This is a genomic window from Bacillus cereus group sp. BceL062, from assembly GCF_051780025.1.
Taxonomy (GTDB): domain Bacteria; phylum Bacillota; class Bacilli; order Bacillales; family Bacillaceae_G; genus Bacillus_A; species Bacillus_A toyonensis.
Map to the genome: position 1 here is coordinate 246,717 of NZ_JBPWGY010000001.1, position 14,540 is coordinate 261,256.

The window sequence follows — 14,540 nt, forward strand, 5'->3', positions numbered from 1 at the left end:
TATATAAATCATTTTAAAGCGTCATTAGAAATTGGAAAATTATATAATAGTTATGCAAGGTTATAAGTGAAACTTATGAACTCAGTGAATCATTATATTAATTTATATAAAAAACTTTAAAAAAATCGAACGAAATATGAATTACTTGCCAATATAAAGTGTAAGACAAAGGAGGGCTGGAATATGAAGGGTGAAATAGATTACTTGCATTTAATTCGATTAACTTTATCAGGCAATAAAGAAGCGTATAGCGAATTGTATGATGTAACGATTCAAGAAGTATATAAAACAGCACATTTTTTAATAGAAGATAAAACAGATGTAGATGATGTCGTTCAAGAAGTATACATACAACTATATGAAACGCTTCGTAAGTATGATAGTGAGAAGCCATTTCGTCCTTGGTTAATTGGACTTGCGATTAAACAAATTCACTCTTATAGAAGAAAGAGGTGGATGCGACTACGAATTATAAAAAAGGCAGAAGAGCAAAGAAAACCAGTACAAATTGATTTTTCTAACGATCTGGTAAGTAAAATATCAAACCAAAAACTAATCGAACTCATTCATAAATTACCGTATAAATTGAAACAAGTTATTATCTTAAGATATTTACACGGTTATTCACAAGAAGAAGCCAAGAGGATTGTTGCCCCGCCGGAGTTGAAAGAAAAAGTAATCGTTCAAATAAAAATGAAGCGTGGTGGAAGTAAGAGAAAAAAACGCCTTATCGCAGGAGTACTTGCAGCAGCTCTTTTAATCCCGACGACTGGTTTTGCGTATCAATCTATTATGGCGGATGGTATATACGGATCTTTTGAGAATTTAAAAAAACACGCCGGAGCGAGGACGTTAGAAGCGTATATGCGTTTTAATGCAAAATTATCAGAAGCGAAAGATGAAATGGATGCGAAAGAATATGAAGAGTTTACAAAAGAACTAAAGAAATTAACAAATGCAAAGCTTGCGTACGGGGATTCGAACGGTAATATTGATTATGATGCATTATCACCAGCAAAAAGAGAAGAAATGAAAAAGGTAAGTATGGGCCTTCAACCATACTTTGATAAATTAAATGGTCATAAATCAAGTAGAGAAGTATTAACGCAAGAAGAGTTTGATCGCTATATGGAAGCTTTAATGACACATGAAATAGTACGAGTGAAGACAAAATCAACCGGTGCAATAAAACTAGAAGAAGTACCTGAGGCATATAAAGAAAAATTTATGAAAGCGGAGCAGTTTATGGAGTATGTAGACGAAAAGGTGAGATAAGTAAAAAAGCTCAGAGTCTAAGCTCTGAGCTTTTCTTATTGAAACGTAAATATATTAACCACCTATGCCTTTTGCTAGCAATAGGAAGTATACAACTAATAATATTACGCCATTTAATGCAGTACCAACTATTCCGAATAACCAATTTTTTGATGCGATTGCAAAAATAATACCGAGTAATGAAAGTATACTTAGAATCACAATAATTAACGTTAAATTCGCATTAGGTCCTCTAAGGATAAAGAAAGAAAATATACTTGCGATAACCGTTAGAAAAGAGAAAGCCCCTAATTTATACATAATAAATCTCCTTGGTTAAAATGCATTTTGACATAATATACGACCAACTTTATTTTAACAGAATTCCCCTTTTCATTTATGGCGATTTTTACAAATAATAGCGCACTTATAAACAAAATGTCCTAATCAGCAACACTTAAAAATTGGTTATCAATTATATTTTTTCATATTTGCAGTATCTTTTTGTATAAAACAATCTAATAGTGAATAACCAGCTATTAAACTAATAATCGTAACAAAAGTTGTATTTATAAGAATGATATTAGCTAAATAAGGTAAGTATTCGCCAAGTGGTGAAAAGAGTAATGCAGGGGAAAAGGAAATGAATAGTGTAGGCACTGTAATAGCAATAAATTTATCCGGCTGAAAGCTCCAGTTTTGTTTACTCGTTGCGTAATTAATAGATTGAAGGAACCGTAATAAAATACCAACTATAAGAGGGAAGAGTGTAAAGTAGAATAATCTTGGATAAACGTTAAAGTTCACCTGCGCGTCTGTATCTAAATAAAATTGAATTTTTACTCCAACAAATAATAATAAGACGATAAATAATGTAAAGCAGAGGTATAGCATTACTTTTTGCATTCCATTCCACCATCCTTTACTAAAAATATATTCAAAGAAGAGATATACAATAACTACTGTTGTATATCTCTTCTTTTACTGTTAGTTAATAGTGGAGTTTGCTTTTTCCTGCTTCGTGAAATAATCAATAATGCCCATCGCGCTAATTTCCATATCTAGATGTAAAATGTTATAAATGGAATGATCTGATGGAACGTTTAATTTTGTAAGGTGAGAAGAAATCTTATCCATTAATGCAGTTTGTAAAGCTTTAGTTGCTTCATCGAAATCATTATACTGTTCAAAGACCTTTTTACCAGTATGAACGAAAATAGGTAGCCAATGTTCAAGCTGGTTATATACTTCTGTAACATTGGATGATGCACCGTAATGACCGAAATAAATAGTATCTACATTCATACTTTGAATGTGATTTTTTGAAGCAATCATCGCATCTGGTTGGAATTGTGAAGGAGACGTTGATGGGAGATATAGTTCTATACCAACGTCTGCGAGTTCTCTATAATAAATGCCAATTGTATCGCCAGTAAAAATGCCGTTTGTTAATGAATCGTGAATGCTAATATGGTGCTTAGCATGCCCAGGTGTATCGTAAAATGTAAGTGTACGGTCTTCAGCAATTTTTAACGTATCACCATTTTGTACAATACGAACACGTTCTTCTTCTATAGGAAGAATTGGATCAAACAGTTTATTGAAATCTTCTTTGTATACAGCTTTTGCGCCTAAAATGAGTTTTGTTGGATCAATCATATGACGAGCGCCGCGAGAATGCACATATAAGGTAGCATTTGGGCACTTTTCCATCATTAAACCAGCAGCCCCGGCGTGATCTAAATGAACGTGTGTTACGATAATGTTTTTTACATCGTTTAAATCAATATGTAATTGTTGTAAGCCTTCTAAAATATACGGAAGAGAAGGGGCTGCACAAGTTTCAATTAAAGTAATATCGTCACCTAATAAAACGTACGTACCTGTTCGTTCATTATGTTGTAAGTCGTAATCATCAATAAGATATAGGTGAGAAGATAATTGTTCTACTTTTTTCATACTTATCACTCCTTATATATGGTATGTATCTATTATACGCTAAAAAGAAAAAAGACAGAAAACGAAAGCTCGTCTTCTGCCTTTTTAAAGTGTTTTTATTTCGTTTGTTCTTTATTGATAGACATAACGAACAGTCCAACAATGCCACCAACGATCGGAAGCGTAATCTCTCCTGCTAAATTAAAGTAGGAGCTTAAAAATAAACCATTTACATCGATTACCCAACCAGTAACATACAATAACATCATATATAGTACGAAATAAAACTCGCGATTTGAAATCGTTTCAGGTTGTGCAGTTTTCATAATGAACACCATCCTTTTCTATTATAATAGAATATAAACTGTCACATTTTGTTCACAATTCAATTGTAAAACTTTCCATTCTAAAAGTCTAGTAGTTTGTGTCGAATTTTCGAACATAAATAAAGCGTTATCATTTCGGTGTGTAAGTATGTAATAGAAGCTGTATATTCACGAATGTAGTATAGTATAAACATAGAATAATAGTATAGAGAGGGGTAGGAACAATGACAGTTTATGATTTTTCAGCTAAAACAATAACAGGTGAAGATAAATCTTTAAAAGATTACAAAGGAAAAGCACTTCTTATTGTAAATGTAGCTAGTAAATGTGGATTTACACCACAGTATAAAGGATTACAAGAAGTATATGATAAATATAAAGACCAAGGACTAGAAATACTCGGTTTCCCTTGTAATCAATTTGGAGGACAAGAACCAGGTACAGAAGCGGACATTACTAGTTTTTGTGAATTAAACTACGGTGTAAACTTCCCGATGTTTGCAAAGGTTGATGTGAAAGGTGATAAGGCTCATCCTCTGTATACATACATGACAGAACAAGCGCCAGGTTTACTCGGTATGAAAGCAGTGAAATGGAATTTTACGAAGTTTTTAATTGGAAAAGATGGGAAAGTAGTAGGGCGTTTTGCGCCGCAAACGAAGCCAGTTGATTTAGAGGTTGAGATTGAGAAGGTACTTGGGGAATAATTAGGAGTTTGTTATCTTTTATTATAGTTATTAAAAAATACCTCAAAGAACAAAGTTGCTCTTTGAGGTATTTTCTTTAAACTCACATGATTAAGATTAAATCATTGTATCGAATTCATTTGATTTAGGAAGAGAAGCTGCTTTTTTCATAAGCACTTCCCATAAGTGTACAGATTTTTTCCATTCGGCTGTGGATTGTCCTTTTTGATACATAGCGTTTTCATAACTGAAAGTAAGTTGTTGCATATGAGCCGAGTTGTAAAGTGTATCGATGTGAAGAGCGTATTCTCGGAATGTTTGACTTTCCCTCCGTGGTATGCCGATTCTCGCAAATTGTTTTAAAAGTGCGCCGTAAGCTTTTTGATAAACAACATCATCTTTTCGGTATTTATAGAAAAGAATAATAAAAAATGTAATCCATTTCATTCTAGTAGTGAAGAGAATGTATCCGATGATACTAATTGGTATCGTAGAGAGGAATACGTACCACCAAGAAAAACTAGTTTTAGAATTTGTGACCTTTTTAGTAGAGGCTTCTTCTGTATTTTCTATTAAACTTTTAAGTTTTGCTTCATTATTTCGTTGATGTATTTGCTGGTTATTAGAATTATTTGCTTCGCTATTTTGTGAAATAGAAGCAGGCGTATTATTTATAAAATTATAGGGATTGGTAAATCCTTTTGTTGGTTCGAATGGAATCCATCCGTATCCTGGGAAATATACTTCGACCCAAGAGTGTGCGTTATCGTTCGTGATTTTATAAATATCCTGACCTTCTGCAGAGGCAAGTGTATTGTCAAGAGTTCCTTCTGTATAACCTTTTACCCAGCGAGCAGGAATCCCAGCAGAACGAAGTAACACGATCATAGACGTCGAAAAATTATTACAGTAGCCGCTTTTTGTATCGAAAAGGAATTGATCTACATAATCTTGACTTTTGGCAGGGTACAAGACATTCGTTGATTCGTATGTAAAAGAGTTGTCTGCGAAGTAATTTTCAATAGCTAATACTTTATCATACCGGTTGTCTTTATCATTTGTAAGATTGACAGCCAAGTCTTTTACTCGCTGTGGTAATGATTCGGGAAGTTGTGTGTACTTTGTCATGAAATAAGGATTTGTTTCTTGACCTTCATTCGTGTTTACAGCTTTCAAGTTTTCTATGGGAAATTCCGGGATCTCATACGTTACTTTATATGAATGTAAAGTAGTAGAGGAGTCTCCGTGCATTGTATAGATTTTTTCGGAAAATGGGTCAACGCTGTATGATACATCTGAGGAAGCCTCAACTGATATTAACCCTGCTGGATAGGTAAGATGCGGATAACTTTTTTGCATGTTTATTGTTGCCTTTGTTGTCTCCGTTTTTGTATTTTGTTCGTACCAGCTCACGACGTCGTTTTTACTTTTAAAAGAAATCTTTTTTTGATTTTCAGAAACTTCCCAGCCTTTTCCTGTATAAAAATCTTTCGTTTCTACTCTCCAATATTGTTTGTTTTGCGTTTGTGCTGTGAAAACAATTGTAGGATCAGCCTGAAAAGGACCACCTAATCTCGAGTCATCTAAACCATACCCAATTGTAGAAACTTCTTGTTTTTTACTTGCTTCGGATGTGTTGAATTTTAAAAAATTCATTGGGTTTGGCCATTGAGGGCCGAATTTTGGAGCAAAGTATGCGATGGTTGCTGACAATACAATAAATATTGTAAGAGGTCTAAGTAATTTTGAGATTTCTCTAGCATAATTTTGTAAGTATTCCATCTCTTTTATTCGTTCTATGCGAAGAAGACTAAGCATAAAAAAGCCGATGACAACAGTACGAATAATAGCGAAGTTTGCATTGTATAAATGTAAGTTATGAAAAGTTGTGATATAAATAATAGTCAATACAAGAAATAACAATCCACGTTTTTTATGAATCATCCAAAAAGAGATGAAAGAACTCAAAAACCAAAAGGATAGAAAAAATAAAACTGTTGGAAAAACTGGAGAAATATCTAGCAAATTCCCCTGGAGCAACAGGGAGGAATTTTGAGAAATATCAGTAAAAAATTTCGTTAGCCAAGATGGATTTATAAAAGCATTTTTATAATATAGGAAATGAATGATGAATAAAATCGTGATGGTCTTTATAGGAATTTGCCACCTTGTTTGAAAAAAAGAGAGAGTGAAGCAAATCCCTATAAATATTACAAAAATATCTAATCTACCTACGTTTGTAATACCTATAAGGGGTCTTAGCCATTCTAATAAAAGTAGAAATGCGCATGCATGCATGAAAAATTTAGTCATATCCAATTGTTTTTTTGCCTGTAATGTTATCATTTGCTCACCTCAAAAAACACGTTTGTATACTGGTTTCCATAAACCACATTTACAAATATTTTTCGTTTTTGTAGAGTTTCTAGAATACTGAGTTCTCGATGTGAGAGTTGATTTGCTTTTTCTTTCACGACAAACACCATTAATTTTCTATTTTTTATAGCAGCACAGTCAGCCGCCTTTTGAATATCGGGAGAAAGATCGCTTGTCACGAGTATAATCGTGACGGGCTCATAAATTTTTCTTAATTCCATTTCTACACTCTGGGATAGCGGGAATACACTATCTGCTTGTACTTTCGCTAAATGACAAAAGATTTGATGTAACTGACTATCTCCATTGTCTAAAGGGAAAAAAGTTCGTTCTTTTCCGACAGATACGAATGACGCCGGTGAATTTTGCTTCAAGACAGACCTGACAATAGAGGCAGTAAATGTGACGACTGATTCGAATAGAGGGGATGGGGTTCTGTCCATGAATATCATAATATTATGGCTGCGCTGTTGTTCAAACTCCTTCGTCATAATGTTGTTTGTTCGTGCAGTTGCTTTCCAATCAATCCATGAAAAGCGGTCACCAGGTTTATAGTCTCTCACACCGACAGAAATGGTAGAGTCTTTTACTAAATTTATATTTGCTGAAAGTGCTCCTTGTTCGAAATGATTTTCCATTTGTCGATATGTTATATCTACATACTGAGGGTAGACTAAAAATGTATCTGGAACTGAAAAAGTTACTTCTTTCTCCATCATACCGAATAAATCACCAGTTTTGACACGTACGCTTGAAAAAGTGTGCTCTCCTCTAGGTATTGTGTCAATTGCATATTGAAACGAAATATTTCGTTTCAATCCTGGAAAGAGTATTACCTTATTTACTTTCGTTTGTTTACAGTTTGTGAATTGTAATGGCAGTTCATCTTCTATAATTAAATAAAGTAAGGGAAATGGAAAACTTCTTTTTATTGTAATCGTGCTTAAAAATGGTTCTCCTGCTACATATTCGTCTTGATTTGTTCTTCGTTTTACCTTGGCGTTCCGTAAAGCATAGAAGGGGAGCAGTAGTGAATAAAGACCAATAGGAATCATACTGTAAAACAAAAACCAACTTACAAATCCTCCTTGAAGCATAGCGTATACAAATATTAAGACTAGGCATAACGGAATGAGGGATAACTTAGTAAAATGATAGAGTGCTCGTAGTATCCGTTTCATCAAAGGTTCATCTTCCTTTGAGTAGGTACGGTAGTTCGTGCAACGATTTTTGCGATAACTTGTTCTCCTGTAATTCCTTCAAATTTTGCTTCCATTTTTAGAATGAGTCTGTGAGCCAATACGTAAGGAGCTAAAAATTTAACATCGTCGGGAATAACATAATTTCTGCCATGGATGAATGCATAGGCTTGTGAAGCTTTCATTAAAGCAATCGAGCCACGTGGACTTGCACCAAGCTGTATAGAACTATAAGAACGAGTCTGATTAACAAGCTTTACAATGTAATGCTTGATTGCTTTGTCCATGCTTATTTCCCGTACGCTCTGTTGTAAATAAAGTAATTCTTCTATTGTTGTAATAGCTTGCAAATGGGAGAGTGGATTTGTTTTTTCCATCCGATTTAAAATTTCAAATTCTTCTTCTGGTGTCGGGTATCCCATTTTTAACTTCAACAAGAAACGATCGAGCTGGGCTTCTGGTAAAGGATATGTTCCCTCATATTCGACCGGATTTTGTGTAGCCATGACAAAGAAAGGTTTTGGTAACGATCTTGTAATGCCATCTATTGTGATAGTGCCTTCTTCCATACTTTCAAGTAAGGCAGATTGTGTCTTTGGAGATGTACGATTAATTTCATCAGCAAGTATAAAATTCCCCATGATTGGTCCAGGCTTGAACTCAAATTGGAGCTCTTTTGGATTGTAAATAGAAACACCTGTAACATCTGACGGCAGTAAATCAGGTGTGAATTGAATGCGCTTGTAATCGGCGTCAATTGATTTAGAAAGAGTGCGTACTAGCATTGTTTTCCCAACGCCAGGAACATCTTCTAATAGTACATGACCTTCAGCTAAAAGAGCTGTCATGGTTAAAATCGTTTCTTTTCGTTTTCCGACCATTAATTTTTCAATATTGTTGATTATTTTTTCTACAATGGGATGTAATGAATCAAGATGGGGCATCGTAATCCTCCTAATTTCATTATCTTTTCTAATTCATTTTTATGTAAAAGAAAAGGAGTTCCTTCATTTTAGTGCAGTATATTAGTAATCTAAGAGGTAAGTAGGAATGGTGTATATAAGTTCATATTGAGAACTTATATACATAGGAAAAAACGTAAATGTTAAAAAATCATGGTGATATACTTTATAATTTCTATGTCCAAAAAGGAAATCCCACTCGTAATTTTATGAATATTCAGATTATATGCGCGGATAACATTTAGTATAATTGTTTCCGTAACTAAGAGCAATACCGTAAATAATGATTTATAGTTATATCTCGCTATTTGTGGGCTGATAATCAGTGGGGGACGAACAAAACCTCCACTGATTAAAGTTTCACTTTATATAAAAACGTAGGAATCTCTCCTGCGTTTTTTCTTATGCAAAAAAAGGTGAATCCTCAAAATGCTATTTTCCTAATAAGCTCACGGCTGACCGAAATCTTCACAACAAAACAAAATAATCTTTATTTATAAATGTTTCCCCGTAAACCGGTTTCCAAATGAATTTATGACAATCTCTTGAACTGTGCGAAATGTCACATCTGTATTTTACAACCTCTTTTATAGTAAGGGTATGTAAGAGAGACGTATTAAAGGAGTGAACATGATGAAGAAGAAACCTTCAGCACTAATGAGACGTTTAAAATATTTTTCACCAATAGATCGTTATAACGATAATCATACACAAGAAACATATGAAGATCGTGAATGGGAAAATGTGTACAGAAAACGCTGGCAGCATGATAAAGTAATTCGTTCTACACACGGCGTGAACTGCACTGGTTCATGTAGTTGGAACATTTATGTGAAAGATGGAATTGTAACTTGGGAAGGGCAAGAGCTTAACTATCCAACGACAGGACCTGATATGCCGGATTTTGAACCACGAGGATGTCCGCGTGGAGCGAGTTTTTCTTGGTACATTTATAGTCCACTTCGTGTGAAATATCCGTATGTACGTGGTGTTCTTTGGAGTATGTGGCAAGAAGAATTACAAAATAATGATTCACCACTAGATGCTTGGAAAAGTATTGTGGAAAACCCTGAAAAAGCACGTAAGTATAAGCAGGCGCGTGGTAAAGGTGGATTTATTCGTGCGAATTGGGATGAAGTATTACAACTCGTTTCTGCTTCGTTACTTTACACAATCATTAAATACGGCCCAGACCGAAATGTTGGTTTTTCACCAATTCCAGCTATGTCGATGTTAAGTCATGCAGCGGGTAGCCGCTTTATGCAACTTATGGGCGGGCCGATGCTTAGCTTCTATGATTGGTACGCGGATTTACCACCAGCTTCTCCGCAAATTTGGGGTGATCAAACAGATGTACCAGAAAGTAGCGATTGGTATAACTCTGGTTACATTATGACATGGGGTTCAAATGTACCGATGACGAGAACGCCAGATGCACACTTTTTAGCCGAAGTTCGATATAAAGGAACGAAAGTTGTTTCTGTCAGTCCTGACTTCGCTGAGTCTACAAAATTTGCGGATGATTGGATTAGTGTGAAACAAGGTACAGACGGTGCACTTGCGATGGCAATGGGGCATGTGATTTTACAAGAATTTTACGTAGATAATCAAGTGGAATACTTCACAAAGTATGCGAAGCAATATACTGATTTTCCTTTCTTTGTCACATTGAAACAAAAAGGAGATCAATTCGTCGCTGATCGTTTCTTAAATGCTACTGATATTGGACGAGAAACAAAGTTAGGAGAATGGAAGCCTGTTCTTTGGAACGAGAACACGAAAGATTTTGCAACACCTCACGGCACAATGGGGTCACGTTGGGATAATGAAAAGAAATGGAATTTACGTTTAGAAGATGAACAAACAGGTGAAAAGATTGATCCACGTCTTTCTTTACTTGGAATGGAAGACGCTGTGGGAACGGTACAAATTCCGTACTTCTCAGATGAGGGAAATAAAGTATTGGAACGTACAATTCCAGTGAAAAAAATTATGACAGAAGAAGGCGAAGTGTTCGTTACAACTGTATACGACTTAACGTTGGCAAATTACGGTGTGAACCGAGGGCTCGGCGGACAAGAGCCGAAAGACTTCAATGATGATGTACCATTTACACCTGCATGGCAAGAGAAAATGACAGGAGTGAAACGAGAGCTTATTATTCAAATTGCTCGTGAGTTTGCACAAAACGCAGTTGATACGGATGGGCGCTCGATGATTATTGTAGGGGCCGGTATTAACCATTGGTTTAATTCTGATACGATTTATCGCGCAGTTTTAAACCTTGTTCTTCTCGTTGGAGCACAAGGCGTAAACGGTGGCGGTTGGGCGCATTATGTCGGTCAAGAAAAATTACGACCAGCAGAAGGATGGCAAACAATCGCGATGGCAAAAGATTGGCAAGGGCCACCGAAATTACAAAATGGTACATCTTTCTTCTATTTCGTAACAGATCAATGGCGTTATGAAGATACACCGGTTGGACATTTAGCATCACCAATTGAGGGCAACTCTCGTTATCAACATCACGGTGATTACAACGTATTAGCGGCACGACTTGGCTGGTTACCTTCTTATCCAACATTCGAGAAAAATGGAATTGAATTATATAAAGAAGCTGTTGCTGCTGGTGCAACAACGCAAGAAGAAATCGGAAAATACGTTGCACAAAAACTAAAAGAAAAAGAACTAAAATTTGCGATTGAAGATCCAGATAATAAAAACAACTTCCCGCGCAACTTATTCGTATGGCGTGCCAACTTAATTTCAAGTTCTGGTAAAGGCCACGAATATTTCTTAAAACATTTATTAGGCACAACAAATGGATTAATGAATGATGATAGTGATTCGTTGCGACCAGAAGAAATTAAGTGGCATGAAGAAGCGCCAGAAGGGAAGCTTGATCTACTCATTAATTTAGATTTCCGTATGGCTGGAACAGCGCTCTATTCTGACATCGTCTTACCTGCTTCAACTTGGTATGAAAAGCATGATTTAAGCAGTACGGATATGCATCCATTTGTACATCCATTTAATCCAGCAATCGGTTCACCGTGGGAAGCACGCTCTGATTGGGATATTTTCACCGCTCTTTCTAAAGCTGTGTCAAATTTAGCGAAGAAAATCGATCTTGAACCAATGAAAGAAGTCGTTGCAACACCACTTCTTCACGATACACCGCAAGAATTAGCGCAACCACTTGGCAAGATTAAAGACTGGAGTAAAGGTGAGTGTGAACCAATACCGGGTAAAACGATGCCACAAATTCATGTTGTCGAAAGGGATTATAAAACGATTTATGACAAGATGACTGCACTAGGACCAAATGCTGGAAAACAACCAATTGGTACGAAAGGTATTTCTTGGTCAGCAGAAAAAGAGTATGAGCAATTAAAGAGCAAATTAGGAGTTGTTCGAACGGATTCTATTGCGAAAGGTTGCCCAGATATAAAAGAAGCAATCAATGCTGCTGAGGCGGTATTAACGCTTTCTTCGACAACAAACGGTCATATGGCTGTAAAAGCATGGGAAGCACTTGAAAAACAAACGGATTTAAAACTGCGTGATTTAGCAGAAGAACGTGAAGAAGAATGCTTCACATTCGAACAAATTACAGCACAGCCGAAAACAGTAATTACTTCTCCAGCCTTTACAGGTTCTGAAAAAGGTGGACGCCGTTATTCACCATTTACAACAAATGTGGAACGTCTTATTCCTTGGAGAACGATAACGGGTCGACAATCTTTCTACTTAGATCATGACATGATGAAAGAATTCGGTGAAACGATGGCAACATTTAAACCAATTCTGCAACATAAACCGTTCCGAAAATCACGTCCCGAAGTAGAAGGAAAAGAAATAACACTAAACTATTTAACACCGCATAATAAGTGGTCGATTCATAGTATGTACTTCGATTCATTACCGATGTTGACGCTATTTAGAGGTGGTCCAACTGTTTGGATGAATAAAGATGATGCGAATGAAGCTGGCGTTGCAGATAATGATTGGATCGAGTGCTTTAACCGTAACGGTGTTGTTGTAGCACGTGCTGTCGTAACGCACCGTATACCGAGAGGGATGGCATTTATGCACCATGCACAAGATCGCCACATTAACGTGCCTGGTACGAAATTAACAAGCACCCGCGGGGGAACACATAATAGTCCAACCCGTATTCATGTTAAACCAACACATATGATTGGTGGATATGGCCAATTAAGCTATGGATTTAACTACTATGGTCCGACTGGGAATCAGCGTGACTTAAATGTTGTAATCCGTAAACTGAAGGAGGTAGATTGGCTTGAAGATTAAAGCACAAGTCGGAATGGTAATGAACCTGGATAAATGCATCGGCTGCCATACTTGTAGCGTAACATGCAAAAACACCTGGACAAATCGTCCGGGTGCTGAATATATGTACTTCAATAACGTAGAAACGAAACCTGGAATTGGTTATCCGAAACAATGGGAAGATCAAGAGAAATATAAAGGCGGCTGGGAATTGAGAAATGGTGAAATTCAGCTGAAATCAGGTTCGAAAATGAAACGCCTTATGAATATTTTCCACAATCCAGATCAACCAACCATCGACGATTACTTTGAACCTTGGAACTATGATTATGAAACATTAACAAATAGCCCGCAGCGTAAGCATCAACCAGTTGCTCGTCCGAAATCAGCAATTACAGGCGAATTTATCGACAAAATTGAATGGGGTCCAAACTGGGAAGATGATTTAGCTGGTGGACATATAACAGGATTGCAAGATCCGAACGTAAAGAAAATGGAAGAAGAAATTAAAACAGATTTTGAAAATGTCTTTATGATGTATTTACCACGCATATGCGAACATTGTATGAATCCATCTTGCGTATCGTCTTGTCCATCGGGTGCGATGTATAAACGTGAAGAAGATGGGATTGTTCTTGTCGATCAAAATGCATGTCGTGCATGGAGATTTTGCGTATCGTCTTGTCCATATAAAAAAGTGTATTTTAACTGGCAAACGAATAAATCGGAAAAATGTACAATGTGTTTCCCGCGTATTGAAGCTGGTATGCCAACAATTTGTTCGGAAACATGTGTAGGACGTATCAGGTATATTGGGGTAATGCTATATGACGCTGACAAAGTAAAAGAAGCGGCTTCTGTTGAAGACGAAAAAGATTTATATGAATCTCAGCTTACTGTTTTCCTAGATCCAAATGATCCTGAAGTAGCAGCTGAAGCGAAAAAACAAGGCATTCCTGAAGAGTGGATTAAAGCGGCACAACAGTCGCCAATTTATAAAATGATTATTGATTGGAAAATTGCTCTACCTCTTCATCCAGAGTATCGTACAATGCCAATGGTTTGGTATATCCCGCCGCTTAGCCCAATTATGAATATGGTGGAGGGAAAAGGTAGTAACTGGCAAGCAGAAGAGATTTTCCCTGCTATCGATAATATGCGTATCCCAATTCAATATTTAGCGAATCTACTCACTGCAGGAGATGAATCCCACATTCGACTTACGTTGAAAAAAATGGCTGTCATGCGGACGCATATGAGAGCATTGCAAATTAATAAAGAACCAAATGAAGCAGTATTAAAAGAAATTGGTTTAACGAAACAGGATGTAGAAGATATGTATCGTCTTCTTGCTATCGCGAAATATAAAGATCGTTTCGTCATTCCGGGCACTCACCGTGAACAAGTTGCTGATTTATATAGTGAACAAGGAAGCTGTGGTTTATCCTTCGCAGGTGGGCCAGGGTCTTGCATGACAATTTCTTAAATAAAGGGGGCGGAAAA

General features: G+C 36.3%; 11 protein-coding genes. 4 read left to right on the forward strand and 7 right to left on the reverse strand.

Going from position 1 to position 14,540, the window contains the following annotated elements:
* Positions 1–183 precede the first annotated feature (183 nt).
* The gene (locus tag ACS2MN_RS01255; RefSeq protein ID WP_438894649.1) at positions 184–1,275 is read left to right on the forward strand and encodes a DUF3600 domain-containing protein; all 1,092 of its coding nucleotides are present in this window, start codon (positions 184–186) and stop codon (positions 1,273–1,275) included.
* A gap of 54 nt (positions 1,276–1,329) precedes the next feature.
* Here the strand turns inward: ACS2MN_RS01255 and ACS2MN_RS01260 are convergent, their stop codons facing one another.
* The 4 genes from ACS2MN_RS01260 to ACS2MN_RS01275 all read right to left on the reverse strand — a co-directional run bounded on the left by ACS2MN_RS01260 (position 1,330) and on the right by ACS2MN_RS01275 (position 3,518).
* Positions 1,330–1,575, reverse strand: a complete 246-nt coding sequence (locus ACS2MN_RS01260) for a hypothetical protein (RefSeq protein WP_000277246.1) — start codon at positions 1,573–1,575, stop codon at positions 1,330–1,332.
* Between the two features lie 150 nt (positions 1,576–1,725).
* A complete protein-coding gene (locus ACS2MN_RS01265) occupies positions 1,726–2,160 on the reverse strand; it encodes a hypothetical protein (RefSeq protein WP_001174537.1) in 435 nt (144 codons plus the stop codon).
* Positions 2,161–2,241: 81 nt separating this feature from the next.
* A complete protein-coding gene (locus ACS2MN_RS01270; RefSeq protein WP_346994265.1) occupies positions 2,242–3,213 on the reverse strand; it encodes an MBL fold metallo-hydrolase in 972 nt (323 codons plus the stop codon).
* Between the two features lie 95 nt (positions 3,214–3,308).
* Positions 3,309–3,518, reverse strand: a complete 210-nt coding sequence (locus ACS2MN_RS01275) for a DUF3925 family protein (RefSeq protein ID WP_000844989.1) — start codon at positions 3,516–3,518, stop codon at positions 3,309–3,311.
* 224 nt (positions 3,519–3,742) lie between these two features.
* Here ACS2MN_RS01275 and bsaA point away from each other — a divergent pair, with 224 nt between their 5' ends.
* Positions 3,743–4,225: a glutathione peroxidase gene (gene bsaA, locus ACS2MN_RS01280; protein ID WP_000219431.1), complete on the forward strand. Its 483-nt coding sequence runs from the start codon at positions 3,743–3,745 to the stop codon at positions 4,223–4,225.
* 96 nt (positions 4,226–4,321) lie between these two features.
* Here the strand turns inward: bsaA and ACS2MN_RS01285 are convergent, their stop codons facing one another.
* From ACS2MN_RS01285 to ACS2MN_RS01295, 3 genes are read right to left on the reverse strand one after another with little or no spacing between them, the layout of a single operon-like run.
* Complete coding sequence (locus ACS2MN_RS01285) at positions 4,322–6,550, reverse strand: transglutaminase TgpA family protein (RefSeq protein ID WP_346994264.1); 2,229 nt, start codon at positions 6,548–6,550, stop codon at positions 4,322–4,324.
* Entirely contained in the window at positions 6,547–7,761 is a 1,215-nt protein-coding gene (locus ACS2MN_RS01290; protein ID WP_346994329.1) for a DUF58 domain-containing protein, read from the reverse strand. The genes ACS2MN_RS01285 and ACS2MN_RS01290 overlap by 4 nt, the downstream gene beginning before the upstream one ends.
* Entirely contained in the window at positions 7,761–8,723 is a 963-nt protein-coding gene (locus ACS2MN_RS01295; protein WP_001120282.1) for an AAA family ATPase, read from the reverse strand. The genes ACS2MN_RS01290 and ACS2MN_RS01295 overlap by 1 nt, the downstream gene beginning before the upstream one ends.
* Positions 8,724–9,371: 648 nt before the next feature.
* On the opposite strand from ACS2MN_RS01295, the gene ACS2MN_RS01300 reads away from it, so the two are divergent.
* Together ACS2MN_RS01300 and narH are read left to right on the forward strand one after the other, a co-directional pair.
* A complete protein-coding gene (locus tag ACS2MN_RS01300; protein WP_015000422.1) occupies positions 9,372–13,058 on the forward strand; it encodes a nitrate reductase subunit alpha in 3,687 nt (1,228 codons plus the stop codon).
* Positions 13,048–14,523: a nitrate reductase subunit beta gene (gene narH, locus ACS2MN_RS01305; protein ID WP_346994263.1), complete on the forward strand. Its 1,476-nt coding sequence runs from the start codon at positions 13,048–13,050 to the stop codon at positions 14,521–14,523. The genes ACS2MN_RS01300 and narH overlap by 11 nt, the downstream gene beginning before the upstream one ends.
* The last annotated feature ends 17 nt before the right edge of the window (positions 14,524–14,540 follow it).